General features: G+C 69.0%; 18 protein-coding genes. 13 read left to right on the top strand and 5 right to left on the bottom strand.

All coding sequences use genetic code 11. The features are described from left to right. The coding region (locus E1264_RS09835; protein WP_132171850.1) for a helix-turn-helix domain-containing protein at positions 1 to 189 on the bottom strand (189 nt) is incomplete at its 3' end. A gap of 803 nt (positions 190 to 992) precedes the next feature. Here E1264_RS09835 and E1264_RS09830 point away from each other — a divergent pair. From E1264_RS09830 to E1264_RS09810, 4 genes are all read left to right on the top strand, one after another. After that, positions 993 to 1448 carry a DUF2637 domain-containing protein gene (locus tag E1264_RS09830; RefSeq protein ID WP_132171848.1) on the top strand — a complete coding sequence of 152 codons (456 nt, stop codon included), beginning with the start codon at positions 993 to 995 and terminating at the stop codon, positions 1446 to 1448. Positions 1449 to 1997: 549 nt separating this feature from the next. Next, a complete protein-coding gene (locus tag E1264_RS09820) occupies positions 1998 to 2321 on the top strand; it encodes a helix-turn-helix domain-containing protein (RefSeq protein ID WP_243710836.1) in 324 nt (107 codons plus the stop codon). A 790-nt stretch (positions 2322 to 3111) separates the two neighbouring features. Further along, positions 3112 to 3312: a hypothetical protein gene (locus E1264_RS09815; RefSeq protein ID WP_132171845.1), complete on the top strand. Its 201-nt coding sequence runs from the start codon at positions 3112 to 3114 to the stop codon at positions 3310 to 3312. Positions 3313 to 3801: 489 nt separating this feature from the next. After that, positions 3802 to 4023, top strand: coding sequence for a hypothetical protein (locus E1264_RS09810; RefSeq protein WP_132171844.1), 222 nt, complete (start codon positions 3802 to 3804; stop codon positions 4021 to 4023). A gap of 38 nt (positions 4024 to 4061) precedes the next feature. Here E1264_RS09810 and E1264_RS09805 read toward each other — a convergent pair whose 3' ends face one another. Together E1264_RS09805 and E1264_RS09800 are read right to left on the bottom strand one after the other, a co-directional pair. Then, positions 4062 to 8216: a CHAT domain-containing tetratricopeptide repeat protein gene (locus E1264_RS09805; RefSeq protein ID WP_132171843.1), complete on the bottom strand. Its 4155-nt coding sequence runs from the start codon at positions 8214 to 8216 to the stop codon at positions 4062 to 4064. 602 nt (positions 8217 to 8818) lie between these two features. Then, entirely contained in the window at positions 8819 to 9631 is an 813-nt protein-coding gene (locus E1264_RS09800) for an MBL fold metallo-hydrolase (RefSeq protein WP_132171841.1), read from the bottom strand. Between the two features lie 309 nt (positions 9632 to 9940). Here E1264_RS09800 and E1264_RS09795 point away from each other — a divergent pair, with 309 nt between their 5' ends. Both E1264_RS09795 and E1264_RS09790 read left to right on the top strand, forming a co-directional pair. After that, entirely contained in the window at positions 9941 to 10666 is a 726-nt protein-coding gene (locus E1264_RS09795) for a GAF and ANTAR domain-containing protein (protein ID WP_132171839.1), read from the top strand. A 64-nt stretch (positions 10667 to 10730) separates the two neighbouring features. Beyond that, on the top strand, positions 10731 to 11516 hold the full coding sequence (locus E1264_RS09790; RefSeq protein ID WP_132171837.1) for a GAF and ANTAR domain-containing protein: 786 nt from the start codon (positions 10731 to 10733) through the stop codon (positions 11514 to 11516). A gap of 159 nt (positions 11517 to 11675) precedes the next feature. Here the strand turns inward: E1264_RS09790 and E1264_RS09785 are convergent, their stop codons facing one another. Both E1264_RS09785 and E1264_RS09780 read right to left on the bottom strand, forming a co-directional pair. Beyond that, positions 11676 to 12455, bottom strand: coding sequence for a GAF and ANTAR domain-containing protein (locus E1264_RS09785; RefSeq protein WP_207935821.1), 780 nt, complete (start codon positions 12453 to 12455; stop codon positions 11676 to 11678). A 518-nt stretch (positions 12456 to 12973) separates the two neighbouring features. Then, positions 12974 to 13336, bottom strand: a complete 363-nt coding sequence (locus E1264_RS09780; RefSeq protein WP_165964094.1) for an STAS domain-containing protein — start codon at positions 13334 to 13336, stop codon at positions 12974 to 12976. Positions 13337 to 14950: 1614 nt separating this feature from the next. Here E1264_RS09780 and E1264_RS09770 point away from each other — a divergent pair. The 7 genes from E1264_RS09770 to E1264_RS09740 all read left to right on the top strand — a co-directional run bounded on the left by E1264_RS09770 (position 14951) and on the right by E1264_RS09740 (position 21835). Next, a complete protein-coding gene (locus E1264_RS09770; RefSeq protein ID WP_132171833.1) occupies positions 14951 to 15772 on the top strand; it encodes a DUF2071 domain-containing protein in 822 nt (273 codons plus the stop codon). 383 nt (positions 15773 to 16155) lie between these two features. Next, a complete protein-coding gene (locus E1264_RS09765) occupies positions 16156 to 16746 on the top strand; it encodes a hemerythrin domain-containing protein (protein WP_132171831.1) in 591 nt (196 codons plus the stop codon). A gap of 11 nt (positions 16747 to 16757) precedes the next feature. Next, complete coding sequence (locus E1264_RS09760; protein ID WP_132171829.1) at positions 16758 to 17207, top strand: hypothetical protein; 450 nt, start codon at positions 16758 to 16760, stop codon at positions 17205 to 17207. Continuing rightward, positions 17204 to 18376: a zinc-dependent alcohol dehydrogenase gene (locus tag E1264_RS09755; protein WP_132171827.1), complete on the top strand. Its 1173-nt coding sequence runs from the start codon at positions 17204 to 17206 to the stop codon at positions 18374 to 18376. The genes E1264_RS09760 and E1264_RS09755 overlap by 4 nt, the downstream gene beginning before the upstream one ends. A 464-nt stretch (positions 18377 to 18840) precedes the next feature. Further along, positions 18841 to 19263, top strand: a complete 423-nt coding sequence (locus E1264_RS45210; RefSeq protein ID WP_132171825.1) for a DUF3040 domain-containing protein — start codon at positions 18841 to 18843, stop codon at positions 19261 to 19263. Between the two features lie 88 nt (positions 19264 to 19351). Next, a complete protein-coding gene (ctaD, locus tag E1264_RS09745; RefSeq protein ID WP_243710837.1) occupies positions 19352 to 21067 on the top strand; it encodes a cytochrome c oxidase subunit I in 1716 nt (571 codons plus the stop codon). Between the two features lie 327 nt (positions 21068 to 21394). Continuing rightward, entirely contained in the window at positions 21395 to 21835 is a 441-nt protein-coding gene (locus tag E1264_RS09740) for a DUF6098 family protein (RefSeq protein ID WP_207935820.1), read from the top strand. The last annotated feature ends 90 nt before the right edge of the window (positions 21836 to 21925 follow it).

Raw genomic sequence — 21925 nt, 5'->3', positions numbered from 1 at the left:
CACCACCCCCGCCTCGGCCAGCACCCGCAGATGGTGCGCCACGAGATTCGACGGGGCACCCAGGCCGGCGCCCAGTTCCCCGGGCGAGGCATCTCCCAGCAGCAGTGCGTCCACGATCGCCAACCGGGCGGGCTCACCAAGCGCGGCGTGGACGGCAGCCCGCCGGTCCAACTCCTTCACCTCAACCATGATTGAGTCAATCCTCATTGAGGTAGTGCATCGAAGTCAAGACCCTGATGACCGGGCAGCCTGAAGCCCGTCCCGGCCACCTCGGTCATGCAGCGTGGTCAGTGCGCTGGACGTTGCGTCCGCGTGAGCTTGGGCGGCGGTGCGGGCGATGGAGGCGTGCCGGGCGGCGTCGGCGGCTTCCTGAGCCACCACAGCATGCAGTCGGCAAGCGCCTGTACGGCGGCGTCCCAGCGGTCCCAGGGCGGTGATCGTCCGAGCGGCGCCCGGGCAGGTGATCGCAGTGATTCGCGGAGATGGCGACGACAGCTCGGCGACAACCGAGCGAACACGGGGGACGAACCCGGGACGGAATCCGGGATCTTGGCAGTGGTAAAGCCGCAGGTCGGATGAGGGCGCGCCCGGCAGGATCCGAACCCGTGACCGTCGGATTAAGAAGTCGGCTACCAGCCCTGTCGGCGCGTTATTACAGGTGCCGAAGCCCGTCAGTCTGTCCCGTTCTGTATAGCCAACAGCGGCCGGCGCTGTCCCTTTCGTACCGCTGGCTACCAGAGCGTTCCGCAACATTCGAGCAAACAACGAGCGAACACGATCCAACGCTGCGCAGGTTCGAACTCGGCCAGGGGCATGCAGAACATGGGAACAAGCTCGACCAGGCTTCTCATCGTTGAGGAGCGGTTCTCCCTACCTCGTACGCCGCGGGGGAGGGGAGCGGCCGTGGCTGAAGCGATCGCGCGATCCGGTGGGCTACCACCATCAGCGTCATCGTGCTGGCCGGGATCGCGGCCGTGCTGTAGTACAAGCACATGTACCTGCTGGTCCGCCTGTACGGCGAGACCTCGTGGACGGCGGCGCTGTTGCCGGTGTCGTTGGATGGGATCATCGCGGTCCCTTCCATGACGTTGCTGCGCGACTCCCGGCAGGGGCGTAGCGGCTTTCTGCCGTGGGCGCTTCTGGTGACCGTAGCGCCGCTGGGCCGAACGCCGAGATTGATACGGCGACCGCAGAGAGCGTTCATGTCGGCTCAAAGGCGACTCATCGGGCGCGCCAAGGAGTCACACACCATGCCACCCGCCGCGATGGCGCCCTCGACTGCGTCTAGGAGGAGTCTCGGTGCCAGGGGCGAAAGCTCAGAGGAGGTCCGCAGGGATCGTGCCTTCGAACTCATACATTCCTCAGAGGAGATCCATACCGCTGATGCGGCTACCGAGGTCGATCTTCTCGGGTTTGACTTCTTGGTGGACACCCTTTTTGTGCGCTGACCGAACCGCGGCTACTTCCGCCGACCGTGGGCCTGATGGGCGATTGGGGCTCGGGCAAGAGCAGCCTGATGAAGATCACTCGGCAGGAGTTGCTGAAGACCCGGGACGATGAAGATGAGGAGTCGCCGCCACGGTACCTGTGTGTCCCGTTCAACCCATGGCAGTACGAGGACTTCGATGACGTCAAGGTCGCGCTGATGATCGCCGAGCAGCCCGGCAGTGGGGGGCGGTGTACCGGTTCTGTAGTGCGGCGTGCCGGGCCCGGCATCGGCGATGGGGTGGCGGAGCCGGCCCGGGGACGTCTCCGGAGAAGGTCGCATGGGCGAAGACGGTGGCGTGGAGATGGTCGGCCAGCGCGGTACTGGCCCGGGTGTGCGAGTGGCGCGATGGAGGCGGTCTCGGTGGGCCGACCGCACGTCCTCAAGCTGGCGGGACGTCGATCTCGACCGGGTCGACCTCGGTGGGACGGGTCTTGGACCGGTGCCCGTTGCACGAACCCCCTTGACTTAATTAAGTCGCGCATTGCTTAATTGAGTCATGGGTTTCAGGATGACGACACCGACTCGCGCCGCGTTGCGGGTGCTGCTCATGGACCCGACCCGCAGGTGGTCTGCGGCGGAGATATGCGAGCGAGCCGAGTTGGCTCGCGGTTCGATCCATGCGCTGCTGGCCCGTCTGGAGGCACAAGGGCTGCTGGGTTCCGAGTTGGAGGACATCGATGAGTCGGCCGAGGGCCGACGGGCGCGCCGCCTCTACTGGTTCACCCCGGGCGGCGCTCAGGACGCCGCCGTCCTGCTCGCGGAGTACGACGCGCGGCTGGGCCGCAGGCGTCACGCGGCACCGTCGACCAGCCCGGCCTTGGAGACTCCGTGAAGGGGCGGGGACTGGCGAGTCTCCTGTGTCAGGACCTCGCTGAGTCGGTGATCGAGCGGGCCGTCGACAGGACCGCGGTCCCTGCCCTGCTCCGCCGGGAGTACGGCGGGGAATGGCGAGACGAGATCGCCGAGCTCCGCGGAGACCGAGCGCTACTGTGCGCCGCGCGTTTCGTCAGGGATCTGCCTGCTCTCACGCAAGCGGTGCGTGAGATTCACGCCGGAGACCCGCTAGCGGTCCTGCCGAACGGCAACGTCACTTCGCGCCGGCCTTCTCACCCTTCGGGGGCTCCAGCCGCGGCGCCGGCCAGGCGCACGCCGGGCGTCAGGGTACCGCTCGCCGCGGCACCGGTCGTCGGGGCGGCCGAAAGCCACGGGCAGGGCAGTTCCCAAGAGCCGCTGGAGCCGGTCATTGCCTCTTGGCCGCCGCTGTCCGAGGTGCTGGGCTGGTTGATGGACCATCCTGCTGTCAGCGGCCTGCTCGTTTCGTCCCTGGCCTTAGCCGTCTGGAGGGCCGCTGCCGGTGTCCGGCGGCGCGTGATGCGTTGGGCAAGCATCGGCTGGCTCGCGCATGCCTACGGGTCCACGGGCACCTCTCTCCTTCTTCCCTCTCGTTCGCTGCCCGCCCTCGCAGTGCTCGCCGTCCGGGGTTGGCGATTCTCCCGGTTCATGGCACCCCTTGAGGCCCAAGGATGGACGCTGGCGCCGGCAGCGGCCGACGGCGAAGGCGTTCGCCGGGTGCAGTGGCGAGACACCCACTACGCATTGCGGCCCTACGAAGGGAGCCTCTCGTGAACGAGGTCGAACCCCGGGAAGGGATCTTCATCTCCCGGCGGGCTCTGCTTGCCTTGGGCAGCGTTGGGACGGGGCTGTTCGTCGCGGGCCTTGTGTTGGCGTTCCCCCGACTCGGCGTACCGATCGGCGCGGGACTGGCCGCCGCTGGCCTGGTCCTCACCGCCCTCATGTCGCTGTGGCAGAAATCGGCTCGATGAACGGGAGGCCGAGGGCATCGCCGCCTGGCCGCCGGCAGCCCACAAGGCCCTCTGACGAGACTTTCGTTGCCACGCCGGGTCGCCCACCGTGACGACCGCTGGCGGGCAGGTGGTGCTGCTGGTCGCGGTGCTGGCCGGAGCCGCCGTGGCCGGGGTGGTCGTCCAGGCCCTCGGGGTGCCCGTCGAGCGGCTGTCACGGGCTGCGGGGCTGGCGACGGTGGCCGCGTCCGGTGGAGGCCGTCGCCCGTCGGCGTGTCGACGTCCGGCGGCGGCGCTGGGACCGCGAGCACGGTACCTGGCACGCCAGGTACCGGGAGGCCAGGGCGCCCGACCCTGCCGACCGGCCCGACCCGGCGGCGCGGCACCGGGCCGCCCGCAAGCGGGATCGGATCGTGGTGGAACGTCCCGCTCGGCCTACTTGGAGCGGCGACCGCGTGCACGCCGTTGCCGTCCGGCTGGACCGGGACCATCACCTGGATCTGGCGACGTATGGCCGCACCTGTGGACGCCTATGCCCAGTTCCTGGAGGCGGCCACCCGCCTGCATGCCTCGGGCCTGGCCGTCAGGCTCGGCCTCGTCCCCGCGGCTGCCGCCGACCCGACCCTCGAACCATCGGCCCGGCCCCTCGACCGGGATCTCGGCCGTGACCTCACCCGCCACCTGCGTAACCAGCCGCCGCCTCCTGGTTCGGCGACACCTCCGTTGGGCTGACTCCCGGTGGACGGACCGGCATGCGCTCTGCCTGGAGACTAGGCGCCCGTGTGGATGTGGGCGGCCCAAAGCGACGGGGTACCGGGGACGGCGTCCCGCTGGAGGCGGACGGCTTCGTGCAGAGCATGGGCGGCACGGGACGGGTCGAGGGCGGAACCGTTGAGGCCGTCGGTGAGCCGGGAGTAGAAGGTCGTGGCGATGTGCGCCGAGCGCGCGTCATTGACCTTCCAGAGCGTGCCGATGACGTGGCGATACCCGGCGATCTGGAAGGCCGAGGCCAGATGGATCGCCTCGTCGATGAGGTCGAGGTTGGTGGTGAGGGCGGTCTCGCAGGCCGACAGGTAGGCCAGACGGGCGTGGCCCAGGTGCAGCGGGGCGAGCGCGGTGACCGTCAGCGGAGCCGTTTCGTGGTCGTGCAGGAGCAGGCGGCTGTTGGACGGGTCGACCGGGTCCTCGGTGCCGTGGCAGGCGAAATGAACGATCGGGCACGTGGTGAGGTGTCGCAGCACGGCGGCCCTGGTGGGAACGCCGTCGGCGGCCGGTGAGCCGTCCGGCTCGGTCAGGGTGACCGGCTCGGGCAGCCGTCCGGCGACGGCTTGTGATTCCGCCGAGACATGGTGCAGCCGACCGCCGCCGGGCAGCCCCGGAGTGGTGGGCATCGCGACGACCAGCGCGGGGCGGTCGGCGGCGCCTTCCGCCGGACGGCGGGCATGGCGCAGGGCGGCGACGGTGGGCGTGTACGACGAGAGCACCCGGTCGAGCACGGTGCGGTTGCCGTCCGCCGTGTGGTACCCGGCTGCGTGGAGGGGCAGCAGGCCGAGCAGACCCCCGGGTATCCACCAGACGCGGGGCCAAGGGCTCCCCGGGACGGGGGGATTGGTGTGGCCAAGGGCGTCCAGCACGGGTCCGGCGGCCACGTCCCAGAGCCACTGCAGCACTTGGCTCATCCGCTGCTGGGCGCTGCTTCGCTCTCGCGCCGTGGTGCCGGCGACCGCGGTCTCCAGCCCGCGGAGGAAGGCGATGACCTGGTGGCCGATCTCGTCATAGGTCATGTCGGGCAAGGGGAGTGCGGTGACACCCGAGGCGGTGAGCATGAGCGCGTCGCAGCGGTAACGGCTCACGTTGAGCACCGCGATCGGGCCTTCCGCAGCCTGTGCGACGAGCTCGTTCAAAGACGGCGGTCGGCCGAACGAGGCGAACCCGTCCAGGGCGCGGATCCGGTCCAGCACGTCTGTGAACTCCGCGGAGACCCGGCGCCGTCCTTCCGTGGTCTCGGGCGGCTCGTCGAGGAGCATTCGCAACCGGACGAAGCGGGTGGCGAGGTCCGGTTCGCGGATGGCGAGATCGGTGAGGTCGCTCCGCGTTTCAAGCGCCTGACCGAGCAGTACGGCCCGCCCCGCTTCGAGCAGCCGCAGCGCCAGGGAGGCGCGCTCGTCCTCGGGCCTGGCCGGGTCCGCGAGGGTCAGGGCGGCAGCGTCGGAGGCCACCTCCGCGAGCCCGCCGAGCACGAACTGCCGGTCGTCACGTGTCAGCCGGCGGGTGGCCACCTCCGGCAGCATCCGGACCACCCGTTCGAAGTACCCCGCCGCAAGACTCGGCCGGGACTCCGCGAGTATCCCCCCTGCCATGCGCGCCGCCATGACCCGGACCGAGGGCGCGACCCCCGGGTTGTCGGCGGCCTGCGCCAGCCGGGTCGCCGCCGTGTCGAGATCGGCCGCGCTGCCTGTCGTCTCGAACCTCGCATGCAGAGCGGTTCCCAGGTTGGTAAGCCAGCCGGCTCGACTCGGATCATCGTCCGGAACGCGTTCCACGGCCAGCTCTAGAAGCTCGATCGCCTCGTCCAGATCGGCGGCATGACCGGTCCGCTCGGCCCGAGTTTTCAAGGCGGCGGCCAGGTTGCTGGCCAGCAGTGCCCAGTCGGGATGGCCGTGAGGTCGCATGGCCAGCGACTGCCGTCCGACCGTCACAGCCTCGTCCAGGTACCGCGGGTCGCTCGGACTCTGCTCGGCCAGGTCGCGCAGGACGGTCGCGAGACTCGACAGACAGTCGGCGCGGTCCGGATGGTCTGCGGGGACGACGGACAGCGCCTCGCGAGCCGTCCGAAGCGCGCCTTCGAGGTCGGCCAGGTCACCGGTGCGGTCGAACCTCAACTGGAGGCATCCGGTGAGCCCCAGAAGGAACCGGTAACGCAGGGGGTGGTCGTCGGCGACGGCTGCCACCGCTCGGCGACCGGCGCGCACCGCCGCGTCCAGGTCGTCCCGGGCGCCGTTCCGTCGGAAGCGGCTCCTCAGGGTCAGGGCCAGGTTGCTCAGGTGCGGGCCTCGGCGGGGATCATCGGCGGGCGTGGCGGCCACCGCCTCCCGGTGCCGGGCCACGGCCTCGTCAAGGTCGGCGAGATTTCCCGTCCGCTCGAACCGGTTACCGAGCGCGGACCCGAGATTGGACTGCCAGGCCGGGCGTTCCGGGTGCTCGTGGCGTGCGAGGGTCACCGCCTGCTGGAAGGCGTCGATCGCGGCGTTCAGGTGCTCCAGACGTCCTGTCGCCGAGAACATCACCGAGTGAGCGGTACCGAGGTTGGACAGGAAGGCGGCGCGCTCGGGATGCCGGGCGTTGCGGGCCGCCTCGGCGTGCAGCGCGATGGCCTCGTCGAGGTCGCCTTGGGTGCGCCCGCGTTCGGCCATGAGGACGAGGACGACGCCCAGGTTGGACGCCATGGGCGGTCGGTCGGGATGCCCGGTGGGCAGGATGGCGACAGCGTCGCGGCTTACCTGGATCGCCGCGGTCAAGCTGTCGAGGTCGGCGATTCGCTCGTAGCGGGTTCTGAGCGCGACCCCGAGGTTGGACAGCCAGGCAGCCCTCTCCGGACTGCGCTTGGGTGCGGCGGCGACCGCCCGTGTGAGGTGATCGATCGCCTCGTTCAGGTCCTCGGGAGCCTCGGACCACTCGAACCTCGTCCGCAGCGCGTTGCCGAGCTGAGAGTCCAGGAGCGCCCTGCCGGCACCGTCGCTCGGCACAGACGCCAGCGCCTCCCGCAGCACGCGCAGCGCTTCGTCAAGATCCGCCAGGTCCCGCCGATATCGGAATCGCAGACGCAAAGCCTCACTCAGCCCGACCAGGGGAACGAGCCGGCCGGGGTGATCCGGGAAGGCCCCGGCCGCCGACTCCCGCAGTAACCGGATGGCCTCGTCCAGATCGGACGGTTCCCCGCCGTGGTCGAACCGTGCCTGGAGCGCGGTCCCGAGCGACGCCTGCCACTTGGTCCGGTTGAAGGTGCCCGCCGGGGCGATGGCAATGACCTGGCGCCAGAGCCTGATCGCCTCCTCCAGATCGGCCGGATCTGCGGTCCACTGGAATCGTGCCCGAAGACAGGTGGCGAGATTGGCGGCGAACAGCGGGCGCCCCGGATGGTCTGCAGGGGTGCTGAGCATCGCGTCCTGGCAGACATCGACCGCCCGCTCCATGTCTTCTGGTGCCCCGGTGTGCTCGAAGCGCTGTAGAAGCGCCAGCCCGAGATTCGACTGCCACCCGGGCCCGTTGAAGTCCTGCGCCGGGACCGCGTCGATGGCCTCGGTCGCGAGGTCGATGGCCTCGGTCAGGTCCGCGATGCGGTCGGTCTGCCCGAACAGCATCTGCAGGGCGACCCCCAGGTTCGACTGGGCCCACGCCCGGTGGACGGGATCCTGGACGAGGGGAATCGCCCGCCGGAGGTGGTCGATTGCCGCGGTGAGGTCGTCCAGCGATCCGGTCCGCTCGAACCGGGTGCGCAGCGCCACGCCGAGGTGCGAGACGCGGATACCGCGCAATCGGTCGCCGGCGGGGGTGGCGGCCAGGATCCGTTCGCGGAGCGCAACGAGCGCGATGATCGCCTCGGGATCGGGGACGGCCTGGACCTGGTCGAAGAGCTGGTCACCCAACGGCATCGCCTGGTCGGCGACGGCGGCCAGAACCTCCTCCGGCAGTTCGTCGACCGGAGCGTCGAGAAGGAAGGCTCCGAGGAACAGCACCAGCGCGTTGTCGCGGTCCTGCACCATGCGCCGGCCCCGGCCTGCCTGGGCGCGGTACCAGAAGAACCATCCGAGCAGAGTCCGGGAGCGCGAATCGCCGTCGTCGTCGTGGAGCAGAGAAGCCAGACGGCGGGCCTCCTTGTCCGCTGCCCTCTCAAGGACGGGGGTGACGCTCCGCGACTTGGTCACCCTGGCCAACCGCGCGGCCAGCGCATGCTGAAGCTCTGCGCGTCGGTCATCCATGGACACGCCCCCGCGATCCGGATACGGCAAGTGGGTTCTCAGCGTGACCCGGATTCTCCGGATTGTCTTGGACATGCGAACGCTTGGCCACCATCGGCAGAGGGGCGGAGCGCTCAGCGCCGCTACTTCGCTCCCCATCGCCGTGCCGACACGATCGCGGCGATCGGGTCCGCACAAGGCAGCGTCGGCGAAGACCCCACAGCCTGTCCTCCCCATCCCGGACCAACGGGCTGGCGGTTCATGTGCCGTCCAGCGGGCCGCAGCGGAGCTGTTGCAGGCGGGGGCGCACCGAGCAGTGCGGCGGCCGCAGGGGCCGGAGCAGACTCAGGGACCGTTCCCCTGATACCTCCGGTCCATCCTGTTACCTTCCCGAATGAGCAGAGCGTCTTTTGGCCGGTCCAGAAGATCAGGTTTACAGTGCGGAGGGGAGACCTTCCGATTCCGTCGCCGCAGATGTGCACGCCGCGCGCGCCCATCTGACCTGCCGCTTCGGAAAGGGAGTTGAGGCCCTGGTGTGGGAGGACGTGCCGGCGTTCCGAGTGGCGGGGTCATGCTGAGGCTCGTGCCAGGGTGAGAGTGCCGCCGCGGTCGATGTGGCGCAGGCGGGTTCCCATGCCGAGCCGGGTGACCTCGCGTTCGAAGTCGGAAAGCGGTGACTTCATCACGGTGTAGTCGTCGTAGTGGACGGGGATCGCGGTGGCGCAGCCGGTGGTCTGCAGCCACTGCGCGCCCTGGCGGCCGTCCATGGTCACGGTGAGCAACCCCAGAAGCCTGGTACCGCCCAGGTGGACGAGTCCGGCGTCGATGTCGGGGTAGCGGCGGCGGATCTCGGCGAGTTCGTCGTACATGAGTGTGTCGCCGCTGATGTAGAGCCGGAATCGGGGGTCGCGCCCGGGCGGGCCGAACTCAAGAAGAGAGCCCATGACGGGCGGCAGCAGGCGGCGCAAAGGGCCGGGCCCGTGGCGGCCGGGCAGGGCGGTGATCTGTATCTGGTGGCCGTTCTTGGAGACGGTCCCGGTCTGCCAGGTGCTCAGGCCCGCGGCCTCGTGGAATCCGCGGTCGCGTAGCGCGCGGGCTGCTGCGCCCGTGGTGAGGATCGGCAGGCGGCGGTCGAGGTGCTGCTCGGCCACCCGGTCCCAATGGTCGTCGTGCAGGTGCGACAGGACGACGCCGTCGAGCGGGGGCAGGTCGTCGACGGGGATGGCAGGGTCTTTCAACCGCTTGCTGGTGATGCCGTAGCCGAGATGGGCCCGCTGGCCCCGGCGCAGGAAGTTCGGATCGGTCAGCAGTGTCAGCCCGCCGTACCGGATGATTGTCGTCGCGTTCCCTATGAAGGTGAGGGTGATCGCATCATCAGGCATGATTACCCCATTTCCGCTCCGTCGGCGCCCCCTACCCGGGACGGGACGCCCCATGCGGCGGGTTCCCCGGGTGCGGACTGGCCCCAGTGACGCGACACGACCAATCTCGGCGTACATCGCTTGGCCGGCGGGTGGGCCTGTCGTGTGAGAGCTCCTGACGCGGCCCGGAGACGGCACGGAGTTCGGGTCGTCCGGTTGCCTTAGTGTGGACGCGGTAGGTAGTCCGTGCGGTTCCGTTGGCCGAACGATCAGTGCGAAGCGGCCGACCGGCAGTCGGCGCTCCGGACGCCCAGAAGGCGGGTAGGTTTGATGACCGGATCGGGCCGCGGGCATCGGGTGTGGGAGCTGATCGGGGAGCGGGCCGGCGGCCACGGGAACGCGACCGCGGGGGACGTGTGCGCGGCCTGCGTTTCCGCGGTGGGCGTGTCGGGAGCCGGACTGTGGGTCGGCGACACCGTGGACCGGCGCATCATGGCGCACTGCACGGACCCGGTTGCGGAACGGCTGGAGGATCTTCAGTTCGTACTGGGTGAGGGACCGTGCACGCAGGCGTGGACTAGCGGTGCGCCGGTGCTGGTCGAGGATCTGGGCGCCCGCCAGTGGCAGCAGGCGTGGCCGGGCTTCGCGGCGGCGGCGGTGCGGCTGGGCGCGGGGGCCGTTTTCGCCTTCCCGCTGCAGGCTGGTGCGGTACGCGCCGGCACCCTGGACCTCTACCGGGATGAGACGGGGCCGCTGGAGCCTGCCCAGCTGGCCGACGCGCTGGCGTTCGCGTCGGCGGCGTTGACGGTGATGCTGGCGCTTCCGGAGCTGCTGGTGCCTGAGAGCGTCCTCAGCGTCGACGGGATCGGGCAGGATGCTTCAGTGATCCACCGCGCCGCCGGGATGGTCTCGGTCCAACTCGCGGTCGACATCGACGTGGCCTATGCACGGATACGCGCCTACGCGTTCGCCCACGATCTGCCGTTGCGTAAGGTCGCGCGCCGGATCGAGGGACGGGAGCTGCGGTTCGAGCCCGAGAACCAGGAGGACGGATGATCGCCCTGGGTCAGAGCACCATCGTCCCAGGGCCGCGTGCCCTCGACACCGGCAGGAGAGCGACATGTCCTTGACAGAACCGCCACAGCCGGATGCCACGCCCGACCGGTCTCCGGAACCGGCCAGCCTGGCCGCGGTGTTCATCGAGCTGGCCGACGTGCTGGTCACCGACTTCGATGTGATCGATTTCCTGGATTTGCTCGTGCAACGGTGTACGAGACTGCTCGGGGTGGACGCGGTCGGAGTGCTGGTGTCCAACCAGCAGGACCGGCTCCAGCTGATCGCCGCCTCCACCGCACAGGCCGCCGCGATGGAGCAGGTCCAGTTGGACAGCAAAGACGGGCCGGGGCCGGACTGCTACAGCGCCGGGGTACGTATCGACTGTCCGGACCTGCGGGACGAGCCCGGCCGGTGGCCCACGTTTCAGGTGGTCGCGGCGAAGGCGGGCTACCGCGCGGTGCACGCGCTGCCGATGCGGCTGCGCGATCAGATGATCGGGACCTTGAACCTCTTCAGCCTCGCTCCCGGAGGCCTGGACACCGGCCTCCTGCACATCGGCCAGGCGCTGGCCGACATCTCCACTCTCGGCATCGCGAGCCAGCCCTACCTCGACCGGCAGGCGACATTGACAGCCCAGCTCCAAGGAGCGCTCACCAGCCGAGTGACGATCGAGCAGGCCAAGGGCATCATGGCCGAACGCCATCAGCTCACGCCGGACGAGGCGTTCGACCGGCTCCGCGCCTTCGCCCACGACCGCGGGCTCAGGATGTCGGATCTCGCCCGTGCCGTGGTGAGCGGCGACGGCGCGTCCGCCGACTTCACCGTCTACCTCCAGACCGCCTCTCAGTGACCGGGCGTCAGTACGTCGGGACGCCATGCCGAATGGCCCGGGAAGGTCCGTCGTCTCGTCCAACGGCCGGGTCGATGTGCTCCTCGGCTGTGGTACGAGCCGGGTCGGGAGCACAGCCGCGGTGTTCGACCGGCACCGCGGCCCGGCGGCCGGGAGACGCTATGGTGCGGCGTCGTCAGGTTGTGGCCGCGCCAGCCGGACGTCGGCCAGCAGTGACCGCGCCACCTCGCGGAGTTTGACATTGACGTGCTGTGACCGCTGGACCAGCAACTCGAACGCCTCCTCCGCGTCGACGCCGTGGACGGCCATGAGGACACCCTTGGCCTGGTCGATCTCCGCGCGCGAAGCGAGCGCCGTCCGCAGTTGCTCGACCATCTCAACAGCCTGGATTCCGCGGCGGGCGTTGACGATGGCAGCCGACGCGGCCGCGGTGAAGAGGCGCAACAGCGCCTCGTCGACGGGATCGAAGAGGCCTCGGCCCCGCCCGTACAGGTTCAAGGCACCCACCACGGGCCCCTGCTCGTCGAGAATCAACGGCACCGACAGGTAGGAGTTGAACCCCGCTGCCGCCGCCGCACCGGCGAAGGCGGGCCACGTCTGCCGAGCCTCCTGCACGCTCGCCCGCACCGGACGCCGCCCACGGGCCGCCTCCAGACACGGCCCCTCACCAGCCTCATACTGGCCGGCGTCGATGGCCACCACCGACTCGTGTGTCGCGGTCACCGTCCGCGCCCCCTCCGGTGACACCACGGTGACCGAGACCGCCCAGACGTCATCGATCGATGACCGCACAGTCTCGGCCAGCCGGCCCAGGACCATCTCCAGCGACTCCCCCTCGGCCAGGACCTGCTGCAGGTTCCGCAACTGCAGGGTCACTTCAACCAGCGGGTCTACCTCGACGTTCAGCCGGGCCCCCGCCCCTGATCCGTCTGCCTTCACCGTCCGCACCTCCGCTAGCGAAATCCGACCACAGGAAACCACCGATTCAGGACTCAAGACGGCGATGTGCCTCCGACCCAAGCTACAGACCGAGACCCGCCCGGTCACCGCAGTTCAAGGCCCCTCTGAGCGCCGGACGGGCCGGCGCGGTAGATGCCGGGCGCGGTCTTCGAATGGTCGAATGCTGGCATATCGATACGGGCATCATCCAGCATCCGAATGCAGACCACGCGACCTTCGAGGGGGCGACCGGTCCCTGACACCCGCCAGCGACCTCGCCGTTAACGTGCGTGCGATCGGGTGAAAGCTCAGGCTTGGCTTCACGCGCGGCGGATCAGGCGGGTGTCATGTCGGCAGCATGCCGCGGCCGTAGCTGTTGCAGGAACCTGCTGAGCAGGCGCGAGACCTGCATTCCCTCAAGTGCCACCGCACCTTACAAGGACGACGGGGTAGGCGCGGCCCTCAGCCGGTTCCAGCGCTCGGGGAAACACGCGGTGCGGCGATTGCAGAACAGGTGTTCAGCGACGGAACCGCCCCCCGGCTGAGCGGAGACGGCAGCGGGGAACCCGGCCGTCAGCCGCTTCGGCCTCTTCAAGGGGGACGATGCGGGTCACGCCCGTGATGGCGCAGACACGTCGCACGATGCCGGACGGCGGCAGCCGCAGGGTCAGGGGCGTGTTCCGCACCCCGGCGTGGAGGTAGGTGCGCAGAATGGCGTCCACGGTGGTGGAGTCACAGAATCTGCAACCGGTCAGATCGAGGATCATGGCGGGGACGCCGACGTCCAGCAGCCGTTGCGCGCAGGTGCGGAGATCTTCGTAATTCGTGAGATCGACTTCGGCAGGCAGATGCAGGACCGCGTGCCGTCCGGTGAACTTCACGGTGATGCCGGTAGGGGTCGTAAAGGATGTGAGCATGCCACCTCACCCACTGTTGAGGGATGGGTGGGCCACGCTTCTGGACCCGAAGACATCGACTGTCGATGCTACTTATGCGGTTTCTCCCAGTGGGCCACTTTTAAACTGGCGGGACGAGTTCATGGCGGGCCGCCGGCTGTTTCGGGGCCCCGGATTGGTCTGAAGCCGACCTGTCGCGTGGCCCGGCGGGGCGCGGGCCAGGGCTTGAGCTGGCGCGGCGGTTGCGGACCGCCTGGTCTTCGGGGTGGCGTGGGGTCAGGCGGACCGCACCGGGCGTGGTCAGCAGCACCCAGGAGGCCATAACGGTCGTGGTCAGCGCGACCAGTGCGGCGAGGTCCGGCGAGGACGCAACGCCACGGACGGGCGGATCGGCCCGCGGCCGAGTCGGTGGCAGTGGCAGCGCATTGGCGTGGCCTCGCGCTGACACGCGGCGCCGATGGCCTGTGCGCTCCGGCACGAGGCCGGCCTCAGCCAGTGAAGGGCTGGAGCGGACTGCCTCCGGTGCCCCCTGTCGTCCTCGCCTTGGGGTTCGGAACGAACCGTATGCCCCCCACGTTCAGCGCGCCTAACGAAGTCATTCGGCCACGGGTCCGGGCCATTGATGGCCGTGGTGCCGTTTACTCGGCAGACTCCGGGTATCGCCTGCGGATGGGAGAAACCCGTTCCCGCGAGCTCTTGGGGATCTATCAGAATGACCATCTCCCGGCGGCGCCCGGCGGCGTGGACCTGGCCCGCAGGGTCGTCCAGGGACATAGCCGCTCGGAAGACGCCGAGCGGCCGAGGAGGCTGGCGGACGACGTCGCCGCGGCGGTCGGCGACACGCTCCGCGAGGCGGGAGCCGCGGAGTCATCTGCCGTTAGGTCGCGATGAAGGCGACGAACCGGGACGCTCCATCGCGGTGCGGGAGGAGCAGGCACGTGCGGCGGTTGACGGCGCGTGATCCCGGTGTGCTGGCACGCGGGCAGGGTCTGTTCAATGTGGTGGGCGGGGCGTGGCCTTTGGCCAGCATGAGGAGTTTCGAGTGGGTCTTCGGGCCCAAGCAGGACAGGTGGCTTGAGCAGACCGTGGCCGGTCTGCTGATATCGGCCGGCTGGACCCAGCTGCGCGCGGGCGACTCGCCGGACGGCCTCGGCCATGCCCGCCGGATCGGCCTCGGCGCGGCCGCGACGCTCTTGACCATCGACGTCGTTCACGTCGCCCGAGGGACGCTTCGGTGGACCTATCTGCTGGACGGCGTCATGGAGGCGGCCTGGATCGTCGCCTGGCTCCGATCGGAGAGTCCCGCGGGCAGACGCCGCAACCGGAGAACAAGCTCAATCGGCTTGGGCCGACCGGCGGTGCGTGGACGAGGTCTACGTGCTGGGGCCTTTGCTGCTCGCGGTGCGCGCTCGACTCGGTCAGCGCCCACGCGAGCACGCAGGAACTGACGGGCCCCGGCGTTGTACTAGCCGTTGACCGTTGCCACGGCGAGCGTGCCGGCCCGGTGGCTGTGGCCGGGGCCATCGCCAGCGCCACGCAAGAGCCGGAGCGACGGTCAGCACGGAACATGATGGTGCAGCAGGCGGGTAGGTGAGGCCGATGGAATTGGACGACTCGGCTTCCGACGGCCGTCGCGCAGTAGTTGAGCCGGTCACGTGCTCTCCGCCACGGGAGATTTCACTGGCGGTGTCGACGCAAGCTTGGCGGGACGTGGTGTTCCTGCATTGGCCTTACGAGCCGAGCGCTCTGGAGCATCTGGTCCCTGCCGGTACGAAACTGGATGTGCGTGAAGGGAAGACATGGGTCGGCGTGGTGGGAATTCGGCTGACGGAAGTCCGCATCGGTGGCCTTCTGCGGCTCCCCTATGTGGGTGATTTCGACGAGCTCAACGTGCGGCTCTACACCGTCGGTGCGGACGGCCGTCGCAGCACGGTGTTCCTGGCGATGGAGGCGGGGCGGCTGTCGGTGGTCACGGCCGCCCGCGCACTGCTGCGGCTGCCCTACTCGTGGTCGACCGTGGTCCGATATCGCTACGGCGACATCGTCGGCTACAAATCCTCGCGGCGGCTGCCCGGCCCGGCGGGGGCCGGCATCGGATTCACGTTGCGGATCCAAGAGCCCCACCAGGCCAGTACCGCTGAGGACTTCGTCACCGCCCGGTGGGGCACGCATACCCCCTGGTACGGAATGCCGCTGTATTTGCCGTTCGCCCATGAGCCGTGGCCGTTGCGATCGGCTGAACTGCTCGACTTTGCGGACGAAGGGCTGTTCGCCGCGGTGGGCGTACCGGCGCCCGACGGACCGCCGACCAGCGTGCTGTATGCCGCCCAGGTGCGACCGCGGAGCGGTTTTCCACTGCCCGCGACCGTCGCCGGGCAGTCCTGCCCGAGTTCACATGAGGGGGATCAGGGCGCCTGCTGACCATCTGGCACAAGGGTCGCCGGGACGCCTCGCGCCGCCGTGTTCGAGGGCTGTTGTGCACGGTGGTCTCGGACGGTTCGTGAACCCGCCTGGCCGGTTGGCCGTCTACCGCCGGGCGCAAAGACGCGGCACCTTATTATCGGCCCCTTCGCCGCCGGTTCGCCCTCCTTGTGGGTTGGATCGTTTCGGCGGACGCGCCCCCACCCGTGCAGCCCGGTTCGCACACCGAATGTCAGATCGTGGACAAGATCTTGTCGGGTCCCGGGGGCGAGGTCGCTTAGCCGTCCGAACGGCGGGTACTGGGGCGGCGTCGTGCCCCGCGGGGCGGGCCGCCCTTGGCTCATCCGTCCACGACGCGCCGACCATGACGATCAGGAGGGCTCATGCAGACCACACCCACCGACGCCCGGACCACCGAGGACGTGATCGACCTGCTGCGCGCCCAGCACGGCCGGATCCGCGACCTGTTCGACCAGGTGATGAACTCCGACGGGCAGGCCCGCAAGGACGCCTTCGCGGAGCTGAGGCGGCTGCTGGCCGTCCACGAGACCGCCGAGGAGGAGATCATCCACCCGATGGCGCGGCGGCTGCCCGGCGGCGACGGCATCGTGGACGACCGCCTCGCCGAAGAGCGCGAGGCCAAGGAACTGCTGTCGGAACTGGACGGCATGGACACCGACGACCCGGGCTTCCTTAAATCGATCGACAAGCTGCGCATCGACGTCCTGACCCATGCCCGCGCTGAGGAACGCTACGAATTCGACCGGCTCAAGGACCAGTTCAGTCCCGCGCAGCTGAAGGGCTTCGCCGCGGCCGTCCGCGCCGCCGAGGCCACCGCACCCACGCATCCGCACCCGGGCACCGAGTCAGCCACCAAGAACATGCTCGTGGGCCCGATGGTCGCCATGGTCGACCGCGTCCGCGACCTGATCCGCGACGCCGGCGACGGCAGCGACGGCCGCGGCAAGGATTGAAGGACCAGGGCATGAAACGAGCGTCCCTGGCGGTGACGGTCCTGGCGGGCGTCGGCGCGATCGCGACCCGCCGGCTGCTGGTTCGCTCGCGGCAGGCGGGAACGGGGGAGAGCCGGTGGCTTGTGGTCACCGTGAACTGTCCGCCCGAGCGGCTGAGCGAATTGCCCGAGCCGCTGGCCTTGCTCGGTGATGAGGTGGAGACGCGGGTCGCGGCCGCGCCCGGTGACCGCGGCACCGAGCTGGCCGCCCGGATCTCCAGGCCCGGATCTCCAGGGCTCGTGGCGCGTCTGGGTGGTGCGGATTCCCGCCAGGCGGTACGGAGCGCGTTGCGGGACGCCAAGTCATTGCTGGAGACGGGCGAGGTCCTCCGTCCGGACTCGCCGCCCACGACGCGGCCGACCGTGCGAGGGAAGGTCGTGGAACTGGCGACCCGGCGCGCGGCCGGAGAGGGGCGACTGTGAAGGCCCTGTGCTGGGACGGCGTCAACCGGCTGTCGGTGCGACAGGTCCCCGACCCGCGGATCGAGAACGACCAGGACATGATCGTCAAGGTGCTGTCCAGCACGACCTGCGGGTCGGACCTGCACCTGATCGGCGGCTATCTGCCCGCCATGCGCGCCGGCGACGTCATCGGCCACGAGTTTCTCGGGGAGGTCGTGGAGACCGGCCCGGCGGTACGGGAGCGCCGGGCCGGAGAACGCGTCGTGGTGTGCTCGTTCATCGGCTGCGGTCGTTGCTGGTACTGCGCCAACGACCTGTGGTCGCTGTGCGACAACGCCAACACCAATCCCGGGATCGGGCAAATGGCGTTCGGGTACGAGCCGGGCGCGGTGTTCGGCTACTCCCACGCCATGGGAGGCTTCAAGGGCGCGCATGCCGAGTACGTCCGGGTGCCGTTCGCCGACTACGGGGCCTTTCCCGTGCCGGACGAGGTGGACGATATCAGCGCCACCTTCGCCTCCGACGCGGCGCCGACCGGTTGGATGGGCGCCCATCTGAGCGGCGTGCGTCCGGGTGACGTGGTCGCCGTGTGGGGATGCGGCGCGGTCGGTCAGATGGCCGCCCGCGCGGCGATGCTGCTGGGCGCCGACAAGGTCATCTCCATCGACCGGCTCCCCGAGCGGCTCGCCATGACGCGCGAGCACATCGGATCGGAGACCATCGACTACACCACCACCGACGTCGGCGCCGAACTGCGCGAGCGTACCGGCGGCCGCGGACCGGACGTGTGCATTGAGGCGGTCGGCATGGAAGCGCACACCACCGGCCCACAGCAGTGGTACGACCAGGCCAAGCATCAGCTCAGGTTGCAGACCGACCGGCCCTCGGCCGTCCGCGAGGCCGTCTACGCCTGCCGCAAGGGCGGCTCGGTCTTCGTGCTGGGTGTCTTCGGCGGCGTGGTCGACAAGTTCCCGCTCGGCGCCCTGATGAACAAGGGCCTGACCTTGCGCGGGGCGCAGATGCACGGGCAGCGTTACATCCCCATGCTGCTGGACCGCATCGCCGCAGGGGAACTCAGCACCCGGCACCTGGCCACTCACGACATGGCCCTGGACCAGGCGCCGGAGGGCTATGACTTGTTCAAGCACAAGAAGGACGGCTGCGTCCGGGCGGTATTCCACCCCGCCTGACCGTCCCCGAACATCGTTGGCCGTATCCGCGCCCATGCCGCTAGCCCGATGACGGCTAGATGCCCCTGCAGGGCTTCGCCCGGCGAATACATGGCGGACAGATTCCTCAACATTTAGTAAACCGATCTCCTTGTATGTCGGTGCGTAAATGGTCTGGCCGGGAGGGTCGGCTGCTCGATCCCCGGCGCCCATGACCCGGGAGCCCAGCGACAAACGTGGTTGACACCCTGCTCAGACCATCGGCGCCAGGGCGTGACGTGGCCGTCCGACTCGGCGGGCTTCTGTCTGTGGCGGCCCATTTTTTGACAGCTGAGTTCATGGTCTGTGCCACCTTGATGCGCCGCACGTTTGGGAGCGACCGCCGGGGTAGGGGTAACCACTGCTGTTCAGCGTGAAAGGCTTTATCGCCGCTGGTCGCTGATGGTTCTGCGGTCGGCTAGAAGGCGAATGGGATTCCAGACCAGGTGACGCTCGGGGCGAAAGTGATGCCGATGGGACTGTCGGATTACGAGCGAACGGTGCTGCGGCAGCTTGGCTCTGACCTCGATCGGCAGGATCCGCGGTTGGCGTGGCAGCTGACCGAATTCACCCCGCTGGAAAAGGAAGCCGTGGCCTCGTGGAGGCCGCCCCGGGTGGCGGTGGCAGTGGCCGCGGTGATGCTGGCGGCGGTGAGCTTCATGGTGGCGGCGGCGACGACCCTGATGCAAGCGCCCTGTCCGGCTGCGAATGCACAGACCACCGCGGTCACCGGGCGCTCTTCTCCAGCACACCTTGCGAGTTCTCCGGCCGATCGGCGAACCGCATCACCGCCGGACGCGGCACGAGGCGGCGAAGCGCGGTCCAGGGCACCTGAGAACGCCCCGCCGCCGTCGTCGAGCAAATGTTGAAGCAGAACGTTGTCCGTACACGACACATCGCATCGGGAGTGCGCCGGTGACAGACACGCAACGGTCGGCCACCGAGCCGTCGACCTCACTGACCGCCCCGGTGCGGGGGCCCAAAGGCAAAGTGGTGGTCGAATGGCTGGCCACCACCGACCACAAGAAGGTCGGCTACCTGTATCTGATCGCCTCGTTCGGGTTCTTCTCCCTGGCCGGGCTGCTGGCGATGCTCGTCCGTGCGGAACTGGCCCGGCCCGGGCTGCAGGTGGTGAACAGCTACGAGTACAACCAGCTGTTCACCATGCACGGCACGATAATGATGTTCTTCTTCGCCACCCCGCTGTTCGCGGGGTTCGCCAACGTGATCATGCCGTTGCAGATCGGCGCCCCGGACGTTGCCTTCCCGCGGTTGAACGCGCTGAGTTTCTGGTTGTTCTTCTTCGGCGCCTTGATCACCATTTCCGGCTTTCTGACCAGCGAGGGCGCGGCCAGCTTCGGCTGGACCGGCTACCCGCCGCTGTCCGATGAGACCCGCTCCCCGGAAACGGGCGGGGACCTGTGGACGGCCGGTTTGATCATGTCCGGGTTCGGCACGATCCTGGGCGCGGTCAACTTCCTCACCACCATCATCGGCATGCGCGCCCCCGGCATGACCATGTTCCGGATGCCGATCTTCACCTGGAACGTGCTGTTCACCTCGATCCTGGTGCTGATGGCCTTTCCCGTGCTGGCCGCCGCCCTCGCGGCGCTGTGGGCCGACCGCAACCTCGGCGCCCACATCTACGACCCTGCCAACGGCGGACCGCTGTTGTGGCAGCACCTGTTCTGGTTCTTCGGCCATCCCGAGGTCTACATCGTGGCGCTGCCGTTCTTCGGCATCGTCACCGAGGTCATCCCCGTCTTCAGCCGCAAACCCCTGTTCGGCTACATCGGCATGATCTTCGCCAGCATCACCATCACCGGGCTGTCGATGACGGTCTGGGCTCACCACATGTTCGCCACCGGACGGGTGCTGCTGCCGTTCTTCTCCTTCCTGTCCTTCCTGATCGCCGTGCCCACAGGCATCAAGTTCTTCAACTGGGTCGGCACCATGTGGCGCGGGCAGATCGTCCTGCAGGCCCCGATGCTGTGGGCGCTCGGGTTCATGGTCACCTTCCTGTTCGGCGGCCTCACCGGCGTGATCCTGGCCTCCCCGCCCCTGGACTTCCATGTACACGACTCCTACTTCGTCGTCGCGCATTTCCATTACGTGCTGTTCGGCACCGTGGTCTTCGCGATGTTCGCCGGGTTCTCCTTCTGGTGGCCCAAGATGACCGGCAAGATGCTCGACGAACGGCTCTCCAAGATCCATTTCTGGATGCTGTTCATCGGATTCCACACCACGTTCCTGGTGCAACACGTCCTCGGCGCCGACGGCATGCCGCGCCGCTACGCCGACTACCCCGACGAGTTCTCCACCCTCAACCTCGTCTCCTCGGCCGGCGCCGCGCTCCTGGGACTGTCGACCTTCCCGTTCCTGTGGAACGTCTGGCGCACCGCCCGCAAAGGCCAGGACGTCCACGTCGACGACCCCTGGGGTTACGGCAACTCCCTGGAATGGGCCACCTCCTGCCCGCCACCACGCCACAACTTCGACGCCATTCCCAGCATCCGCTCGGAACGGCCCGCATTCGACCTGCACCATCCCCACATCGGCACCCACCGCGACCAGCGACGCGACCAGGCGAACGCGTCAACCGGCGACAAAGGAGAGCGCGACACAGCGCCTGACGCCTCCAACGAGCGGCCCAAGAGCCAGGACGAACCATGACCGAACGCCCCGGACACCATGCCCGGCGCCGACGTCGCCGTCGGTGTGGATGCCCTGGACCGTGATGAAGTCGGCTTCGCTGACCAGTAAGCGGCTGCGCGTCATTCCATCGGTAAGTGTGCTGCAATCCCAGGAGTGGCCATGGAACCTGAGAATGGGACCCAAGAGCGATGTGGATTTCCCGCGAAGTGCGTGGGGTGGGCGGTGGCCAACCGCACGCCGATCGAACGAGCTCGGCGCCCTCAACCACCGGAGCCGGTTGTGCGTGGTGGACGCTGGGCGGGAGAAGGTCAGCATCGACGTGGCGCTATGGGGAACAGCCCTTCCATGGCGCTGGACGTGATCACGACGCTGGATCAGCTGGCCGAGCTGTTGGAAAGCCGCCCGTGCCTGTTCGTGCGCTGGTCGGCCGACCCGGAGGCTGATCAGTCCCATCCGCACAGTACGGATGGTTTGACCGGTGCCGAGCTGCCGGGGCTGTCCGTCAACCCCCTCGCCGTGGAGCCGTGGTGGGGTTCCCGGTCGACGGTTCTGTGGGTGGCGCGGCGCCTGCACGATTACTCGCACTTGGAAAGGGCCCGTGCCCACGGCGCGCGGCCCTGGGTGCTTGAGGGCGAGGAGGTGGGCCGCGGCCCCGATAACGAGCCCCTCGTGGCCCGTCCCACCGCCGTCGCCCTCATCGACAAGCAGGTCCTCGACCAGGCCGAGAATCTGCTGAAGCACGACGCGAACGGCGAGTGGGGCCCCCTCGGCCGCGAAGGAGGCTGACCAGCCCCCGCCGCCCGCGTTGATCGCAGCGCGGGGAAAGGCCGTCCCGTCGCCTGCACCGCCGGCGTGCATTTCCTCCACGCCTTTCTG

The organism is Actinomadura sp. KC216 (assembly GCF_004348535.1).
GTDB lineage: Bacteria > Actinomycetota > Actinomycetes > Streptosporangiales > Streptosporangiaceae > Spirillospora.
The sequence above is the reverse complement of the archived record's forward strand: the minus strand, read 5'-3'. Positions and strand labels throughout refer to the sequence as shown.